We start from the raw sequence: 17,359 nt of genomic DNA on the forward strand, positions 1-17,359 counted from the left end.
TGGATGCAGGTTCGTTGTTCGGTCGGACGGCGGCGCGGAACGCGCAGCGCAAGGAGCGCCAGCTCTGCCGTCAGGTGCAGGAGGCGGTGAGCGACGCGCTCGCCGCGCTCCGCGACGACGTCCTCCAGGGCGTCTGGGTGATGGGTGTGGAGCCGGCGCCGGACGCCAGCCGGCTCGCGGTGGTCGTGCAGGTCAGGCCTGGCACGCCGCCGGAGCTGGCGGCGGCGCGGCTGGAGAAGGTGGCGGGCTACGTGCGCTCGGAGGTCGCAGGGGCGATCACCCGCAAGCGCGCGCCGACGCTCGCGTTTCAGGTGCTGCCGCCGGAGGGAGAGCCGTGAGCGCGCGCATCTCCGCGTGGCTCCCGGAGGGCGCGAGCGCGGCGCTCAGCGCGTCGCTCTCGCGGCTCGCGCGCACCGAAGACGTCGCGCACATCGCGGTCATGCCGGACGCGCACGTGGCCGACGACGTGTGCGTCGGCACGGTGACCGCCACGACCCGTCGCCTCCTGCCGGCGGCGGTCGGCGGCGACATCGGCTGCGGCATGGTCGCGCTGCGGCTCCGCGCGGACGCCGATCTGCTCGCGGATCGCGATCGCGCGGCGCAGCTCCTCTCCGCGCTGGGCCGCCACGTCCCTCACCTGTTGCGCCCCGCCGCCGGCGCCCCGCCGCTGCCCGGCGATCTCGCCGAGGCGCGGCTCGCCGCGCCTCGCCTCGAGGCGATGAAGCACCGCGAGGGCCGGATGGAGCTGGGCACGCTGGGCCGGGGCAACCATTTCCTGGAGGTGCAACGCGACGAGGAGGGCGCGCTGTGGCTGCTCCTCCATAGCGGTTCGCGCGCCATGGGCCCCGCGATCCGGCAGCACCACGAGGCGCTCGCGGCGCGCAACGCGTCGGGCGTCCGCTTCCTCGACGCCGACAGCGAAGCCGGGCGCGCGTACCTCGATGACGCCGCCTGGGCCGCAAGGTACGCGCGGGCGAGCCGCGCACGGATGGTCACCGAGGCCCTCTCGCTCTTCGCCGAGCTGTTCGGCGTCGACGCCGACGCGTCGTCGCGCGTCGAGGTCGATCACAACCACGTCCGGCGCGAGGAGCACGGCGGACGCGCGCTGTGGGTGCACCGCAAGGGCGCCATGGGGCTCCGCGAGGGGGAGCTCGGCGTCGTGCCCGGGTCGATGGGGAGCCCGAGCTTCCACGTCGAGGGGCGCGGCCACCCCGAGGCGCTCGGCTCGTCAGCGCACGGCGCCGGGCGCGCGCTGCCGCGGGGCGAGGCGCGGCGCCGCATCGGCGCGCGGCAGCTGCTGCGAGAGGCCGAGGGCGTGTGGTTCGACCACCGCCTCGCGGACCGGCTGCGCGAGGAGGCGCCCTCGGCGTACAAGGACATCGGCGCGGTCATGCGGGCGCAACGCGACCTCGTGCGCGTCGCGCGCCGGCTCTGGCCGGTGCTCGTCTACAAGGCGCCATGAGCGGACCCGTCACGGCCGATCGAGGGTGACGACAGGCGACGTCCACGTCTCCCAGTGCGCCTCGTTGTCCGGATCGCCGAGCGCACGGAGCGCGCGGAGCTTGATCAGGTAATCCCCGTCCGGGACGACGGTCAGCCTCCCGTCGAGCGTCGTCGTCCCCTTCCATCCGTACCGCGTGACCGACGTCGCGGAAGCGCTCTGACCGACGTGGGACAGCATCAGCGCGCGCCCCCACGGCTTCGCCGTGGTGGCGTCGACGATGTCCAGCGTCATGCGCTCCGCGCCGTGATCGAGGTGGACGACCACATACGGCACGTCGTCCGACTCCAGCGTGTAGGCGGCGCCGCGCGGCTGCTGGGTCAGGCGCGTCCCGCTCAGCTTGCCGAGCCACGGAGCCCCGAGACCCGACGGCTTGAGGACGGGCAGGCTCTGATAATCGCCCTTGAAGCCCGCATACGGCACCCGCAGCAGGCCGTCGGCCGCGCCGCCCCGCGGCGTGAACACGAGGTAGCCGCCGAACAGGCCGCCTTCCGCGAGCGCATCGCTCGCCGTGACCGTGACGGAGACGGTCGCGCTCCCGGCGGCGGGCACCGTGACGCTCGCGGCGCTGAAATCGACGCGCGCGGCGCCGGTCGTGGCGCTCGCCGGCGCCCAGTGGTCACCCGCGGTCGCGCACGCCGCGGGCACGTGCGACAGGTCGTAGGTGACGTCGTGCCCGCTCGAGTTCTCGAGCGTCAGCGTGCGCGCGGCGGGGCCGGCCTCGCTCTCTCCCAGCGAGACCTTTCCCGGGATGATCATGGTGGTCGCGCGGATCGCCCGGTCGACGCGGATCACCCCTGCGCCCTGCCGATGCGCGCTCTCCGGCACGCCGGCGCTCACATCGCCGCTCCACGGCGCGGGGACCGCGGTGTTCTGCAGGACGTCGCGCACGCGCGCCGCGGACAGCTCCGGGCGCGCGGCGAGCAGGAGCGCGACGGCCCCGGCCACGTGCGGCGCCGCCATCGACGTCCCGCTGAGCGTGTCGTACGAGCCTTGCTCGATCGGCACCGTCGAGTAGATCGTGCCGCCGGGCGCCGCGAGATCGGGCTTGAAGGACAGCGCCGCGCTCAGGCCGTACGAGCTGAAGCGGGAGACGAGGCCCGCGGTGCCGTTCCGCGCGGCCACGGCCCGATGGGTCCAGGTCTGGGTCACGGATCCCGCGTCGAGGCGCGCGTTGAGGAGCTCGCCGTCCGCCTGCGCGATCCCCACGACAGGGATGGTGATCGGGTCGTCGCCCTCCACGGACGGGCTCATCGCCCCGGCCCGGTCGTTGTAGAGCACGACGCCGACGGCGCCCGCGGCCTGCGCGCGCGTGGCCTTCAGGTGGAACGAGCAGCCGCCGCGCCGGACGAGCGCGATCTGGCCCGCGAGGCTGCCAGCGGGGAGAGCGGCGCACGCGTCGCGCGCGCTGGTGATCGTCCCCGTGCGCGCGAGAGCGGCGCTCCCCGAGAGCGGCGCGGGCGGGCTCCCGGCGGCGCGAGCGTAGCCGATCACGGCGTCGCCCGGCGAGACGGTGAACGACAGGGTGGTGACGCGGGTGCTGTCGACGGACGCGGTGCCGATGACCGCCTCTCCCACGCCGGGCGCGCCGGCGGCCCAGAGCCCCTTCTCGCCGCTGTTGCCGATCGACGCCACGACCACGACGCCGCGCCCGACGAGCGCGCTCGCCGCCGCCGCCGTCGGGTAGTCAGGCCACTGGAACGGCGTTCCGATGCTGATGTTGATGACGTGCATGCCGTCGCTGGCTGCCCGCTCCATCGCCTTGAGGATGATGTCCGCGCGAGAGCCGCCGCGGCAGCCGAACACGCGGTAAGCGCCGAAGGTCACGTCCGGGGCCACGCCCTGCACGACCCCGTTCGCCCCGATGATGCCGGCGACGTGCGTGCCATGGCCCAGGCAATCGTCGGGCTGTCCGTCGGGCACGGGCGGCTTGCTCGGGTCGCCGGCGACGAAATCGTCGCCGACGAAATCGTAGCCAAACGCCACGCGGCAGCCCGGGCCGAAGCAGCCTCCGAGATCGGGGTGATTGTAGTCGATGCCGCTGTCGATCACGCCGACGCGGATGCCCTCGCCGGTCACGCCGAGCTCTCGGCGCACGACGTCCGCGCCCGACATCTCGCCTGCGACGGCGAGGTCCGGGTCGACCGTCGGCGCCGCGCGCGTGGTGTCGAGCTCCACCGGCACCACGGGGTAGACGGCCTTGACCCCGGGCATGTCCGCGAGCGCGGCGGAGCTCTCCTGCGCGACCCGGACGGAGAGGCCGTTCCAGAGCTCCTCGAACGAGAATCGTTGTTTGTACCGGAGCCCGCGGGCCGCGGCAGCTCGCCGGAAGAGCTCCCGCTCCTCCTCGACAAGGCGCTTGACGCGGTCGCCCCCGCTGTCCCTCGCAGCCGGCGCTCGCTCGAACTCCACGAACCAGAGCTCCGTGGCCTCGGCCGGCGCGAACGTCGCTTCGCCTGGCTCCGAGTCGTCTGGAGGGGCAGTGTCGTGGCCCGCCTCCTTGTCTCCAGTCTCTCCGCTGCACCCTGAAATGGCGAACCAGAGAGATGCCAGAACGAGCCGGCAACCACCGCACCTCACAAGCCCCTTTCCGCGCGCTCCGATCATCGATCAGCTATGTTCGATGACGCGAATCGGTCAAGCGTGAGCGGCGCGAGAACGGAGGGAGGCGCGCGCCGCGGACCGTCATTGTCGCAGACCATGGAAGAGTGGTTGTTTCGGAGCAGCCGCCCATTCGGGTGGGGCGTAACGAGGACCGCGCTGTGCGGCCCTGCCACGCGCAGCGGAGCGCGGCGGCGCGGTGTCCACGAAGCCCGGAGCGCCCAGAGAAGCCCCCTCGAGAGATGTCGTTATCTCGCGATGTCGTCGCTGTCCTGCCATGCCGCGGCGTCCTAGCTCATCGCGCTCACGAGGCCGCCTGGGGCTCCGGCGGCGCGTGTCCGGCCCCGGGCGTTGCCGGTCCTCGGGCGCTCGACTAGCGTGGCGCGGCTCTCCGGCGCGGGCGGCGCCGGGGCTCGGATGCACGATGACGGTCCTAGAGCGCGCCTTGTTCTCCTTGCACCATCGCCTGGTCCACGTGCCGCGCGTGGTCCGCGTCGCGCGGGCGCTGGCCGCGCAGGTGGGCCCTGCGGCGTCGCTGCTCGACGTGGGCGCGGGTGACGGCACGGTCGCGCTGGAGGTCGCGCGCCTGGTCGGGGCGCCCCGCGTCGTCGGCGTGGACGTGAAGGCGCGTCCCGGGGCGGCGCTGCCGGTCATCGGCTATGACGGCGAGCGCCTCCCCTTCCCCGACGCGGCGTTCGAGGCGGTGCTCCTCTCCGACGTGCTGCACCACGCCGCGCGCCCCGGCGCGCTGCTCGCCGAGGCGCTGCGGGTCGCGTCCCGCGTCGTCGCGCTCAAGGATCACTTCCGGTTCGGCCCGGTCTCGGAGCGCGTGCTGCTCTGGATGGATCTCGCCGGGAACGCCGCGCCCGGCGTCGAGGTGCGGGGCACGTATTTCACGCCGGGCGGGCTCGTCGATCTCGTGCGCGGCGCGGGCGGTCGCATCACCGGCCTCGAGTGGCCGCTCCGGATCCACGATCTGCCGTTCCGCCTCGTGACCCAGGATCGCCTCCAGTTCGCGGCGCGGATCGAGCGCCTGGCCTCGGGGATCGCGGGAGCCGCGGGAGACGCGTGATGAAGGAGCTCAGGTCGTTCGTCGTCGGCGGCGCCGGGTTCATCGGGAGCCACCTTGCCGATCGCCTGGTCGAGCGCGGCCCCGTGACGATCTACGACAACCTCTCTGTCGGGCGCCGCGCGTTCGTGGCGTCGCACCTCGCCTCCGGGCGCGCGGCGCTCGTCGAGGCCGACGTCCTCGATCTGGAGCGGCTCACCGAGGCCATGGCGGGCCACGACCTCGTCGTGCACCTCGCGGCGAACCCCGAGGCGCGCTGGGGGCTCGCGCGGACGCGGCTCGACCTCGATCAGGGCACCATCGCGACGTACAACGTGCTCGAGGCGATGCGGCGGACGGCCGTCGGCCGGCTGATCTTCTCGTCCTCCGGGACGGTCTACGGCGACACCGCGCGTCGGTGCGCGGAGGGCGATCTCGGCGCCTTGCCCATCTCGCTCTACGGCGCGAGCAAGCTCGCGGGCGAGGCGCTCATCAGCGCCTATGTCGAGTGCTTCGGCCTCACGGCGTGGATCTACCGCTTCGGCAACGTCGTCGGGCCGCGCGGGACGCACGGCGCGGCGCTCGATTTCCTGAAGAAGCTGCGCGATCGGCGGACGGAGCTCGAGGTGCTCGGCGATGGACGCCAGTCGAAGCCGTACCTCGATGTCCGGGACTGCGCGGAGGGGATCCTGTTCGGCTTCGATCAGGCCAGGGAGCGGCTCAACATCTACAACCTCGCGCCCGAGGACACGACGAGCGTCTCGCGCATCGCGGACCTGTGCGTGGCGGCGTCGCCCTATCCCGACGCGGTGATCCGGTATCAGGGAGGCGAGCGCGGGTGGCCTGGGGACGTGCCGCGATCGCGGATGGATCCTGGCAAGCTGGCGGCGCTGGGCTTCCGGGTGCGCCACACGAGCGACGAGGCGGTCCGGATGGCGGTGGAGGCGCTGGCGAGCGAGGTGTTCGGGGGCGAGCTGGCGCGGTGAGCGCGCCGTCGACGCGGCCGCCGCCGCGCCTGTCGACCGCGGTGGTAGACTCCGCGGATGGCTGAGCTCACCCTCTATATCGGGAACAGGACCTATTCCTCGTGGTCGCTCCGGGCCTGGCTCGTCCTGAAGCAGGCTGGCGCCGATTTCGAAGAGGTGGTGATCCCCCTCAGGGCGCCGGGCACGCGCACGCTCGAGATCCAGCGTTACTCTCCGTCGGGCAAGGTGCCGGCCTTGCAGCACGGGGCGCTCACGATCTGGGAGTCGCTCGCGATCGCCGAGTATGCGGCGGAGATCTTCCCCGCGGCGAAGCTCTGGCCGGAGGCGCGCGACGCGCGCGCCGTCGCGCGATCGGTGAGCGCCGAGATGGCGAGCAGCTTCACGGCGCTCCGCACCGCGCTGCCGATGAACGTGCGGCGGAAGATCCAGGGCGTGGCGATCACCGACGCGGCGTCGGAGGACATCGCGCGCGTCCAGGTGATATGGAACGACTGCCGATCGCGGTTCGGCCAGGGAGGCGAGTTCCTGTTCGGGCGCTTCAGCGTGGCGGACGCCATGTACGCGCCGGTCGCGACGCGGTTCGACACGTACGGCGTCGAGCTCGACGCCGTCTCCCGGCGCTACGTGGCGTCGATCCTCGGGCTGCCCGCGATGCAGGCGTGGGTCGCCAAGGCCAGGGAGGAGCCGCACATCATCGAGGCGTACGAGGCCATCGGCGTCGTGGGCGTGTAATAAGTAAATATGTAAGCAGAAGCGAGCGGTCCAGGCCGCGCTCGCGATCGCCGGCGGCGCCGCACCGCGATGCGGCGGCCGGCGACGGAAAGCGCTAGACCCGGACATGCCGCACGAACTCGACCTCATCCTCACGATCACGGGCGGGCTCACCGCAGCCCTGGCGCTCGGCTTCGTCACCCAGCGCCTGAGGCTCTCTCCCATCGTGGGCTACCTGCTGGCCGGCCTCCTCGTCGGCCCCTTCACCCCGGGGTTCGTGGCGGACAAGCGGCTCGCGGACCAGCTCGCGGAGATCGGGGTCATCCTGCTGATGTTCGGGGTCGGCCTGCAGTTCCACGTCCGCGAGCTCCTCGCCGTGCGCAAGGTCGCCGTGCCCGGCGCGCTCATCCAGATCGCGGTCGCCACGGCGCTCGGCGCCATGGTCGGCCGCGCCGCGGGCTGGACGTGGGGCGCGGCGGTCGTCTTCGGCGTCGCCATCTCGGTGGCGAGCACCGTCGTGCTCACGCGGGTCCTCAGCGACAACGACGTCCTGCACACCCCCGCTGGCCACCTCGCCATCGGCTGGCTCGTGCTCGAGGACGTCTTCACCGTGCTGGTGCTCGTGCTGCTCCCCGCCGTGATGGGCGAAGCCGCGGGCGCGGGCGCGGCGGGCGTCGCCGTGTCCGTGGGGATCGCGGTCCTGAAGCTCGCCGGGCTCGTGGCGTTCATCTTCATCGTCGGACAGCGCGTCATCCCCGCGCTGCTCGGGTACGTGGCGAAGACCGGCTCGCGGGAGCTCTTCACGCTGACGGTGCTCGTCGTCGCGCTCGGCGTCGCCGTGGGCTCGGCCATTCTCTTCGGATCGTCGATGGCGCTCGGCGCCTTCCTCGGCGGCCTGGTCGTCGGCCAGTCCGACTTCAGCTCGCGCGCCGCGTCGGAGGCGCTCCCGATGCGCGACGCGTTCGCCGTGCTGTTCTTCGTCTCGGTGGGGATGCACCTCGACCCGGCGCAGCTCGCCGTGGGCTGGCAGCTGGCCGCGGGGACGCTCGCGGTGGTGCTGATCGGCAAGCCGCTCGCCGCGCTCGCGGTGACGACGCTGCTCCGCCGGCCCCTCCAGACCGGCTTCGCCGTGGCCCTCTCGCTCGCGCAGATCGGGGAGTTCTCGTTCATCCTCGCGGCGCTCGGCAAGAAGCTCGGCGTCCTCCCGGTCGAGGCCGAGCAGGCGCTCGTCGCCGCCGCCATCGTGTCGATCACGCTGAACCCGGTGCTCTTCGGCCTCCGGGATCGCCTCGCGCGATGGACGTCGGCGCTCTTCCTGCGACGCGAGGCAGCAGCCGAGGCCGCTCCGGCGGACGAGCACGCCCACCGCACCGTCGTGGTGGGATACGGCCCTGTCGGGAAGACGCTGACGCGGCTGCTCCGTGAGAACGGCATCGCGCCGACCGTCGTCGAGCTGAACCTCGACACGGTGAAGCAGCTGCAGGACCAGGGCATCCGCGCGATCTACGGCGACGCCACGCAGCGGGAGATCCTCGAGCGGGCCGGGGTCGGGACGGCGGATAGCCTGCTGTTCACGGCGGCGGGCGCGCCCGGGGACGGCGTCATCGAGCAGGCGAAGGGCGTGAACCCGCGGCTGTTCGTCCTCGCCCGCGCCTTCTACCTGCGCGAGGTGACCGCGCTGAAGAAGGCGGGCGCGGACGTCGTGGTGACCGGCGAGGCGGAGGTCGCGTTCTCGATGACCGAGCGCCTCCTCGTGCGGCTGGGCGCGACGTCCGAGCAGCTCGAACGCGAGCGCGATCGCGTCCGGAGCGAGCTCTTCGGCGGCGGCTCACCAGGGCCTCGCCCCGCGGTGCACGACGCCTGACCTCGCGGCGGGCATGCGCCGCGCCCCGCGGCCCCGGCGCTCCCGAGCGGGGTGCAGATTCACTTCGACTTGCCGAGCCAGGTCACGCCGCCCACGACGAGCGCGAGCCCGGCGACCTGCTGCCACGTGGCCGGCTCGCCCAGGATGATCCAGGAGAACGCGATCGTGAGCACCGGGCCGAGCGTCGAGAACGTCGCCGCGCGGCCCGCGCCGAGCCGCCGGATGGCGGCGGCGAGCAGCACGATGGGGAGCACCGTGCTGATCGTCGCCATCGCCGCCGCGTACCCCCACACCGACGCCGGTAGATCGCCCAGCCTGGCCGGGCTCCCCGTCACCGCGTAGTGCGCGAGCACCATCAGGCACGAGGCCGCCCCGCAGTACGCGGCGAGGCGCGTCGAGCCGACCCTGGAGGCGAGCTTGCCGACGCCGATGTAGTAGAGCGCGTAGGTCACCGAGCTCGCGAACACCCACGCTCCGCCGACGGCGACGGCCCGCACGTCTCCGGTTTGCTCGAGATCGTGCCAGACCGCCGCCGCGAGCCCGAGATAACACACGGCGAGCGCTCCCCAGGCCTTCCCGCGCACCGGCTGCTTCAGCCACGCCGCGCCGATCAGGAGGACCAGCGTCGGATACACGAACAGGATCAGCCGCTCGAGGCCGGTGCTGATGTACGTGAGCCCGATGAAGTCGAACAGGCTGGAGAGGTAATATCCGACGAACCCGACGATCAGCACACCTCCCCAGAGGCGGGGCGTCAGGGGCCCTTCGGCGGCGCCGCGCTCCCTCCGGGCGAGCCACAGGAAGAACGGCAGCGCGATGCCCATCCGCAGCGCGAGCAGCGTCACCGCGTCGACGGGGTGCGCCGCGTAGGCGAGCTTCACGAAGATCGCCTTCAGCGCGAACGTCGCGGCCGAGAGGACGGCGAACGTCCGGCCGTCGTCGAGGAGGCCAGCCCGGAGCTCGCCCGTCGACGCGCCCACGCCCTCATGAGGGGACATCGCATCTGCTTCTCTGCTCTTCACCAGACTCGCTCCACCAGGGACCGGACATCGTCGCCGACAGCCCGCCTCCGGGCCGGCGCGCTCCTCCGGCGAGGCGCGCCGGCATTGCGTGCAGGAGCGCGCGTTCGCCATCGCACGGGACGGCCTCGGGGTGAGGCGGGCACATTTCAGGTAGAGGACGATCTCCTGTTTGGGTAGCGGTCTCGACCTCTCGGGCGTCGGCCTCTCGGGGCGCCAGATCGCGCCGCGCTCCCCGGGGGCCTTGGGCTAAGCTCCGGTCTCCCATGACGTCTCCTGCTGGCCCAGGCACCGCCGCGCGCGCTCACGGCGGCGGCGCGCTCGCCTCGTCCGGCGCGCCGCCCGCGCCGCCCGTGAAGCGGCCGCGCGCGCCGCTCGCGCAGGAGCCCTCCGGCGTCCACCAGCTCGGCGGCTCGTTCCTCCAGATCGCCGCCACCGTGGGCGGCATGGCCGTGCTCGCGGGCAAGATCGCGGCGCGCGTGGCCACGCTCCGCGTCGACGGCGCCGAGTTCATGCGCAACCTCTACAGGATGGGCGTCAAGTCGATGCCCATCGTCATCGTGACCGCCCTCTTCACCGGCGCGATCATGGTCATCCAGGCGGCGCCGCTGGTCGAGCGCTTCGGCGCGCACGGCCTGCTCGGCTGGGGCGCCGGCTTCGGCACGCTCCGCGAGATCGCCCCGCTGCTCACGGCGCTCATGATCAACGGCCGCGTCGGCGCCAACAACACCGCCGAGCTCGGGACCATGGTCGTCACCGAGCAGATCGACGCCCTCCGCGTCCTCGCGATCGACCCGGTGAGCTTCCTCATCGCCCCGCGCTTCCTCGCGATGGTGCTGACGCTGCTCCTCTCGGTGATCTTCGCCGACGCGCTCGCCCTGCTCGGCGCCGCGCTGACCGGCGACCTCCTCCTCGGCGTCGCGCCGGCCGTCTTCTACAACGGCCTCACGAGCGGGCTGCTCGACATCGGCGACGTCACGAGCGGCCTCGTCAAGAGCGTCGTCTTCGGCGTCGTCCTCGCGCTCTCGAGCTGCCAGTACGGCCTCGGCGTGACCGGCGGCGCGCCCGGCGTCGGCCGCGCGGTCAACGCGACCGTCGTCGCCTCGGCCGCCGGCATCTTCATCCTCGACTACTTCGTCTCGTTCACGCTCGACTGATCGGCGGCGCCGCGCATGCCCTCCCCGGACAAGAGCTCCCCCGATCGCCCGAGCGCCGGCCCGCCCTCGAGCGAGCTCAGGGATCTCGCGCCGGAGGCGTCCGGCGTCGCCGCGCTCGGCGCCGCCGCGCTGTCCCTCTTCCGGTCGGCGCGCGAGCTCTACTCGGTATTCGTGAGCACGCTTTACTACTGCGTGAAGGGGCGCCGCGAGCCGGGCGCGGTGCTCCTCCAGATGTACGAGATCGGCAACAAGTCGCTGTTCTTCCTGACGGTCGTGATGGGCTTCATCGGGATGATCATGGTCTTCCAGGCCGGCCAGCAGGCGAAGCGGGTCATCCCGGATCTGACCATGCTCGGCGCGACGTACCTCGAGCTGCTCGTCCGCGATCTCGCCGCCTCGATCGCCGCGCTGATGCTCGCCACGCGGGTCGGCGCGGGCATCGCCGCCGAGATCGGCTCGATGGTGGTGACCGAGCAGGTCGACGCGCTCCGCATGTGCGCGGCCGATCCGATCGACTACCTCATCAAGCCGCGGTTCATCGCGAGCGTCCTCATGACCACGTGCCTCATCGTCTGGAGCGCCGCGGTCTCCTTCGCCACCGGGATGATCACCGCGTACAGCATGTTCGACGTCAGCCCCGAGACGTTCATGAACGTCAGCCTCGTCGACGCGGGTGACCTCGCGACCGGCCTCGCGAAGTGCGTCGCCTACGGCGCCGCGATCCCGGTGGTCTCCGGCCACTCCGGCCTGTCGACCTTCGGCGGCAGCGAGGGCGTGGGTTGGGCGACGACGCGCGCGGTCGTGAACTCCTCGCTCGCGGTCATCGTGCTCAACATGCTGATCTCGGCGGCCGCTTTCCTGATCTTCCGCTAGGCGGCCCCGCCGCGCCGCGCCGGCGCCTCACTCGATCGGCCCCTCGGCGCTGCCGGTGATGAACTGCTGCACGACCGGGTCCGGCGAGCCCTGGAATGCCGCGCGATCCCCGAGCAGGCGGACGAGGCCCTGATAGAGCATGACGATGCGGTCGGCGATCGTGAAGATGCTGACGAGGTCGTGGCTCACGACGATGCTCGTCACGCCGAGGGTGTCGCTGAGCTCGCGGATCAGCTTGTCGACGCGCCGCGCGCTCACCGGGTCGAGGCTGGTGGTCGGCTCGTCGAAGAGCACGTAGCGCGGGTCGAGCGTGAGCGCGCGGGCGATGGCGACGCGCTTGCGCATCCCGTCGCCGAGCTCCGGCGGGAAGCGGTCCCCGAACTCGCGCATATGCACCTGCTCGAGCCGCCGCCGCGCCTCCGCGAGCGCCTCCTTCGGCCTGAGCCCCTTGTGCTTGCGGAGCGGGAGCGCAACGTTCTCGGCGCACGTCATCGAGTCGAACAGCGTCGAGTGCTGGAACACCATCGCGCACTTCATCCTCACCGGGTACATCCGGGCTTCGTCGAAGCGGCTCACCTCCTCTCCGTCCAGCCAGATCTCCCCGCCGTCCGGATAGAGCAACCCCACGAGGTGCTTGATGAGCACGCTCTTCCCGACCCCCGACTGCCCGATGATGAAGAACACCTCGCCGTCCTCGACGTCGAACGAGACGTCCTTGAGGACATCTTTGGGGCCAAAGGATTTCCTGACATTCCGGAACGAAATCATCGGGGCCTGGCAATCTGGGAAGGGCGAGAAGGAGCTAGAAGGAGCGGGAAGAAGCGAGAGGAAGCGAGAAGCGCAGTTGCGTCAAAGCAATGGCTGCGCGAAGCGTCACGCCGCCCGCTGGGATATCGCGCCGCGGTAGGCGGATCTTGGCCTATTTCCCTCACCCGGCCGCCGCCAGATCGGAGAAGATAACGAACTCATGGCAAGCCCGCGATCGATCGAGGTCAAGGTCGGGATCCTCATCCTGACGGCGCTCGGGCTCCTCGCCACGTTCATCCTCGTGATGGGCGGGGTCAACTTCCAGCCGAAGTACTCGATCTACGTCGAGTTCGACAACCCGGGCGGCCTTCAGACCGGGGCGCCGGTGAAGATCGCCGGCGTGGAGGTCGGCAAGCTGAGCGAGATCCACTTCAGCGGCGGCAAGCTCGGCAAGGACGGCAAGCGCGAGCCGCTCGTGCGGATCCAGCTGCGCCTCGAGGAACGCTACCAGCAGAGCATCCACGACAACGCCACGTTCTACGTCACCACGCAGGGCGTGCTCGGCGAGCAGTTCCTGGCGATCGAGCCCGGCTCGACCGATCGGCCGGTGATCCCGCCGAACGCTGTCGTCCGGGGGCTCGATCCGCCGCGCCTCGACATGCTCCTCGCCGAGGGCTACGAGCTCCTGCACGCGACGGTCTCCGCGATGCGCGAGCACCGCGAAGAGGTCGGGGAGGCGTTCGACGGGCTCCGGAAGACGCTGAAGGGCACCGGCGACTTCATGCACAGAAACCAGGATCGGCTCGATCGCATCGCCGAGAACGTCGAGCAGATGAGCGTCGACGGCACCGATCTCGTGAAGGACGCCCGGCAGCGGTACGTGAACAACCCGCAGATCGACCGCATCCTCGCGAACACCGATCAGCTGACGGGGACGGCCGCGCGCGATCTGCCGCCGCTCATGGCGGACGCGCGCGAGACGCTGGCGAACGCGCGCCGGCTCTCGACCACGGTCGGCGGGGAGACGGAGCAGGTCAAGATCCGGAAGACGCTCGACGACATCGCCGAGATCGCGGGCAGGGCGAGGGCTGCGACCGCCGACGCCCAGGAGGTCCTCGCCCACGTCAAGCGCGGCAAGGGGACGGTCGGCGCGCTCGTGATGGATGAGCAGCTGTTCGACGACCTGCAGGAGCTCGCGCGAGACCTCAAGCACAACCCCTGGAAGTTCTTCTGGCGCGAGTGAGCGGCGCGCGCGTCCTGAGAGGGAGCGGCGCCGCGCGACCGCGCCCCACGCGCCGAGCGGATGACCCGGGCGTGAGCGCGATGTACGTCCGTGGACGGTCGGGCCCCCGCCGGCCCTGACAGCCGATCAGGCCAGCCTGACCAGCGGGGCACCTTCCGTGACGGCAGCCCCCTCGGTGACGAGGATCTCCTCGACCGTCCCCTCTTCCTCGGCCTCGACGGGCATCTCCATCTTCATGGACTCGAGGATGACGACGACGGTCCCCTCTTCGACCTCGTCGCCCGGCTTGACCTCGATCTTCCAGACCGTACCGGTGATGTGCGCCTTGATGAGCTTCGCCATGGGCGCGCGACGCTACCGGAGAGCCACCGAGAATCCAACGGGGCCGTTGTGAGCGACGGTGCCCTCCGTCGGGCGGCCCCTTCTTCGGTGATGCCCTGGGCGCCCTCCACGACGGACCAGTTCGTCTGGCGGCGCAGGCGCGCGGCGACGACGGGGGGAACGGAGGTGAGCCAAGGAGGACCGAGGGCGCCCGACGTGACCGACGTGACCGACGTGACCGACGTGACCGACGTGGAGGTGAGGTGGAAGGGACGGAGCGCAGCGATTTCCGCTGGTACCTGCGGTGCACCACGGCGATACTCTGGCTGGCGGCTCCGCGGCGCCTCGACATCACGAGGGTCGTGGCGTTCGCGAATAATTGCGTCAAAGCCGCTCTGCGGGTCAGAATCGTCCTGCTCGGTGGCCCTCCGAGGGCGACCTGCAGGTCCCCGCACCGCCCCTTGGTAGCCAAACCGCACGCGCTCGATCGAAGGAGCCACGAGGTCATGTCGGAACAGAAGGAAAGCTCGGTCCTGTTCTCGCTCAAGGAGCTGATGAACCTCGAGGAGGATCGCATCAAGAGCGAAGAGGCCCAGAAGGCCGCCGCCGCCGCCGCCGCCGAGAAGGCGCGCGTCGAGGCGGAGCGCGCCGCGCGCGATGCCGAGGAGCATCGCATCCGCACCGAGGAGGAGCGCCGTCGCAACGAGGAGCGCCGGTCCCGCGAGGAGGCGGCGCGGCTCGAGGCGATCCGGCAGGCCGAGATCGAGAAGGCGCGCGTCGAGGCCGAGCAGAAGGCGCGGCTCGAGGCGATGGCCGCGCAGCAGCACCACGAGCGCTCGCTCGCTGCGCTGCAGCAGGACGAAGGGAAGAAGAAGCTGCGCAAGCTCCTCATCGGCGGCGCCATCGCGAGCGTGCTGGTGATCGGCATCGTCACGGTCGTCGCCGTCGACTCGGCGCAGAAGAACGAGGCGCGCATCCAGGCCGAGGCCGCGAGGGCCCGCGAGCTCGAGGAGGCGAACAAGCGCCTCGAGGCGCAGTTCAAGGAGTCCGAAGGCAAGATGGCCGGGCTGCGCGATCAGCTCGCGACCGCCAAGGACGAGGCGACGCGCCTCGCCCTGCAGAAGCAGCTCGAGGCCGAGCAGCAGAAGCAGGAGCAGCTGCGCCGCGGCGGCGGTGGACGCCCGGCCGCGGGCGGCGCGCCGGCGAGCGGCGGCGGCACCAAGGCGCCCTGCAACTGTGCGCCTGGCGATCCGCTCTGCAGCTGCCTCTGACGCGGAACGGGGTCCCCGCATGGTCAACTTCAGCTCCGTCAGGCAGAGAACGAGCCTCGGCAGCGGTTCGCTCGACGAGGCGCGCCGCAGGCTCGTCTTCCCGCTCGACTACGCGAACCTCGACGACGCCAGGGCGGCGGCGACCCGCATCGCCCCCTCGATCGGCGTGCTCAAGGTCGGTCTGGAGCTGTTCGTCCGCGAGGGGCCGAGGGCGGTCGAGTTCGGCAAGTCGCTCGGGCTCGACGTCTTCCTCGATCTGAAGCTGCACGACATCCCCGAGACGGTGGCGCGGGCGGTGGCGGGCGCCGCCGCGCTCGGGGTCCGGTACCTGACGGTGCACGCGGCCGGCGGCGCCGAGATGCTGAGGCGCGCGGCCCTCGAGGCGGCGCGCTCTCAGGACATGATCCTGCTCGCCGTCACCGTGCTCACGTCGCTCGACGACGGCGATCTCGCCGCGCAGGGCGTGCAGGGCAGCGCGTCCGAGCACGTGGTCCGGCTGGCGCAGCTCGCGCGCGGCGCCGGCGTCCACGGCTTCGTCGCCTCGCCGCACGAGGTGCCCGCGCTGCGGGAGGCGCTCGGGCGGGGCGAGCTCATCGTGACGCCGGGCATCCGCCTCGGCCCAGGCGCGGGCGGCGCGCAAGGCGATGATCAGAAGCGCATCGCCACCCCCTCGGCCGCGATCTCGGCCGGCGCAGATCTCCTCGTGGTCGGCCGCCCGATCCGCGACGCGGCCGATCCGCTCGCCACGGCGCGCTCGATCGTCCAGGAGATCGCGCACACGCTCCACCCCCCGCGCTGACGTGAGCCGCCTCGTCTACGGTCTCCAGCCGGTTCGTGAGGCGATCCGCGCGCACGGCGCGCGGGTCGGGTGGGTCCTCGTCCAACGCGACGGCGGCCCGAAGCTCGACGCGCTCGCGCGCCTCGCGGAGGGCCAGGGCATCCCGACCGAGCGCGCGCCCCGCAACGAGCTCGATCGCCGCAGCGCCGGCGGCCGCCACCAGGGGGCCGTGGCCTCGGCGCCCGAGCTCCGGATCGTCGGTGTCGACGAGATCCCGGTCGTCGAGGAGGGCCAGCCCGGCGCCGGCACGATCACGGTGGCGCTCGACGGCGTCATGGACCCGCAGAACTTCGGCGCTGTGATCCGCAGCGCCGTCGCCCTGGGCGCCCGGGCCATCCTGTGGCCCGAGCACAGCTCGGCGCCGCTCACCCCGGCGACCTTCCGGGCGTCCGCGGGCGCGATCGAGCACGCGAGGCTGTGCCGCGTCCCCTCGTTGCCCGACGCCCTGGAGGCGCTCGCCGCCCGAGGCGTCGCCGCGATAGCGCTCGATGCCCAGGGTCCGGTGGAGCTCGGCGAGCTGCCCCTGACAGGCCCTGTCGCGATCGTCATCGGCGCCGAGGACAAGGGCACGCGCCGCTCGGTCCGCCGCGTCTGCCAGCACGTCGCCCGGCTCCCCATGACCGGCCCCATCGCCTCGCTGAACGCCTCGGTCGCAGGGGCGATAGCGCTCTACGAAGTCGTCCGGCAGCGCCGCGCATCGAGCGCGTAGTTCGGACAGCAAGCTCGGCCTCTCGCGAGGCGCCTCCAGGTGAAGGTGACCCGGGCGCTCGCGCGCCGTGACGTCGCTTGGCAGCGCTGCACGTCGAGCGCGAGCTCACCCGAGGGCTGACCTGGACGCCCCTCGATCGATGCATTCGGAGCCAGCGTGATCGCGCGCCGCGAGCTCGTCGGGCAGCGCCGTAGGCCGCCCCTTTACATCAACAAAATTGACAATAAATTCGAACAGATACAAACGAAACCTGAAGCAAAATCGAGCACCTCGTCGAACGCTGAACAGGTTCACAGCAAGACGACCGATTCGATCCATTCAATGGATCGACCTAAAGAATCCACAGCCCCCTCAAAAAGCTCAATCGCTACGAATAGATACCCCTGTGGACTCATCCTTCTCTGCGCGCTAATCCGGAATGGCTCGAGGGATGGTTCAAGAATCGACGGGTTCCCGGTAAGCGACGGGAT

16 protein-coding genes are annotated in these 17,359 nt (G+C 71.7%); 12 read left to right on the forward strand and 4 right to left on the reverse strand.

The features are described from left to right. Positions 1 to 14 precede the first annotated feature (14 nt). Together POL72_RS29550 and POL72_RS29555 are read left to right on the forward strand one after the other, a co-directional pair. Positions 15 to 338, forward strand: coding sequence for a ribosome-binding factor A (locus tag POL72_RS29550; RefSeq protein ID WP_272099368.1), 324 nt, complete (start codon positions 15 to 17; stop codon positions 336 to 338). After that, the gene (locus POL72_RS29555) at positions 335 to 1,462 is read left to right on the forward strand and encodes an RtcB family protein (protein WP_272099370.1); all 1,128 of its coding nucleotides are present in this window, start codon (positions 335 to 337) and stop codon (positions 1,460 to 1,462) included. Before POL72_RS29550 ends, POL72_RS29555 begins: the two co-directional genes overlap by 4 nt. Positions 1,463 to 1,471: 9 nt before the next feature. Here the strand turns inward: POL72_RS29555 and POL72_RS29560 are convergent, their stop codons facing one another. Beyond that, complete coding sequence (locus POL72_RS29560; RefSeq protein ID WP_272099372.1) at positions 1,472 to 3,913, reverse strand: S8 family serine peptidase; 2,442 nt, start codon at positions 3,911 to 3,913, stop codon at positions 1,472 to 1,474. 613 nt (positions 3,914 to 4,526) lie between these two features. Here POL72_RS29560 and POL72_RS29565 point away from each other — a divergent pair. From POL72_RS29565 to POL72_RS29580, 4 genes are all read left to right on the forward strand, one after another. Then, a complete protein-coding gene (locus POL72_RS29565; RefSeq protein ID WP_272099374.1) occupies positions 4,527 to 5,174 on the forward strand; it encodes a class I SAM-dependent methyltransferase in 648 nt (215 codons plus the stop codon). Beyond that, positions 5,174 to 6,136 carry an NAD-dependent epimerase/dehydratase family protein gene (locus POL72_RS29570; RefSeq protein WP_272099376.1) on the forward strand — a complete coding sequence of 321 codons (963 nt, stop codon included), beginning with the start codon at positions 5,174 to 5,176 and terminating at the stop codon, positions 6,134 to 6,136. The genes POL72_RS29565 and POL72_RS29570 overlap by 1 nt, the downstream gene beginning before the upstream one ends. Before the next feature lie 57 nt (positions 6,137 to 6,193). Further along, the gene (locus POL72_RS29575) at positions 6,194 to 6,868 is read left to right on the forward strand and encodes a glutathione S-transferase family protein (protein WP_272099377.1); all 675 of its coding nucleotides are present in this window, start codon (positions 6,194 to 6,196) and stop codon (positions 6,866 to 6,868) included. A 106-nt stretch (positions 6,869 to 6,974) separates the two neighbouring features. Continuing rightward, complete coding sequence (locus tag POL72_RS29580) at positions 6,975 to 8,711, forward strand: cation:proton antiporter (protein WP_272099379.1); 1,737 nt, start codon at positions 6,975 to 6,977, stop codon at positions 8,709 to 8,711. Positions 8,712 to 8,770: 59 nt separating this feature from the next. Here POL72_RS29580 and POL72_RS29585 read toward each other — a convergent pair whose 3' ends face one another. Further along, positions 8,771 to 9,709, reverse strand: coding sequence for a DMT family transporter (locus POL72_RS29585; RefSeq protein WP_272099381.1), 939 nt, complete (start codon positions 9,707 to 9,709; stop codon positions 8,771 to 8,773). Positions 9,710 to 9,996: 287 nt separating this feature from the next. Here POL72_RS29585 and POL72_RS29590 point away from each other — a divergent pair, with 287 nt between their 5' ends. Both POL72_RS29590 and POL72_RS29595 read left to right on the forward strand, forming a co-directional pair. Beyond that, positions 9,997 to 10,887 (forward strand): MlaE family ABC transporter permease, encoded by an 891-nt coding sequence (locus POL72_RS29590; RefSeq protein WP_272099383.1) that lies wholly within the window; start codon positions 9,997 to 9,999, stop codon positions 10,885 to 10,887. Between the two features lie 15 nt (positions 10,888 to 10,902). Continuing rightward, positions 10,903 to 11,760: an MlaE family ABC transporter permease gene (locus tag POL72_RS29595; protein WP_272099385.1), complete on the forward strand. Its 858-nt coding sequence runs from the start codon at positions 10,903 to 10,905 to the stop codon at positions 11,758 to 11,760. Positions 11,761 to 11,787: 27 nt separating this feature from the next. On the opposite strand, the gene POL72_RS29600 is transcribed toward POL72_RS29595, so the two are convergent. Then, complete coding sequence (locus POL72_RS29600; RefSeq protein WP_272099386.1) at positions 11,788 to 12,528, reverse strand: ABC transporter ATP-binding protein; 741 nt, start codon at positions 12,526 to 12,528, stop codon at positions 11,788 to 11,790. A 199-nt stretch (positions 12,529 to 12,727) separates the two neighbouring features. Here POL72_RS29600 and POL72_RS29605 point away from each other — a divergent pair, with 199 nt between their 5' ends. Continuing rightward, on the forward strand, positions 12,728 to 13,750 hold the full coding sequence (locus POL72_RS29605) for an MlaD family protein (protein WP_272099388.1): 1,023 nt from the start codon (positions 12,728 to 12,730) through the stop codon (positions 13,748 to 13,750). Between the two features lie 126 nt (positions 13,751 to 13,876). On the opposite strand, the gene POL72_RS29610 is transcribed toward POL72_RS29605, so the two are convergent. Next, positions 13,877 to 14,092, reverse strand: a complete 216-nt coding sequence (locus POL72_RS29610; RefSeq protein WP_272099390.1) for a biotin/lipoyl-binding carrier protein — start codon at positions 14,090 to 14,092, stop codon at positions 13,877 to 13,879. Positions 14,093 to 14,577: 485 nt separating this feature from the next. On the opposite strand from POL72_RS29610, the gene POL72_RS29615 reads away from it, so the two are divergent. From POL72_RS29615 to POL72_RS29625, 3 genes are read left to right on the forward strand one after another with little or no spacing between them, the layout of a single operon-like run. Next, positions 14,578 to 15,342: a hypothetical protein gene (locus POL72_RS29615; protein WP_272099391.1), complete on the forward strand. Its 765-nt coding sequence runs from the start codon at positions 14,578 to 14,580 to the stop codon at positions 15,340 to 15,342. A gap of 19 nt (positions 15,343 to 15,361) precedes the next feature. Beyond that, positions 15,362 to 16,141 (forward strand): orotidine-5'-phosphate decarboxylase, encoded by a 780-nt coding sequence (gene pyrF, locus POL72_RS29620; RefSeq protein ID WP_272099393.1) that lies wholly within the window; start codon positions 15,362 to 15,364, stop codon positions 16,139 to 16,141. Position 16,142: 1 nt separating this feature from the next. After that, positions 16,143 to 16,889, forward strand: coding sequence for a TrmH family RNA methyltransferase (locus tag POL72_RS29625; protein WP_272099394.1), 747 nt, complete (start codon positions 16,143 to 16,145; stop codon positions 16,887 to 16,889). The last annotated feature ends 470 nt before the right edge of the window (positions 16,890 to 17,359 follow it).

The sequence above is a fragment of the Sorangium aterium genome, from assembly GCF_028368935.1.
GTDB classification, from domain to species: Bacteria; Myxococcota_A; Polyangia; order Polyangiales; family Polyangiaceae; genus Sorangium; species Sorangium atrum.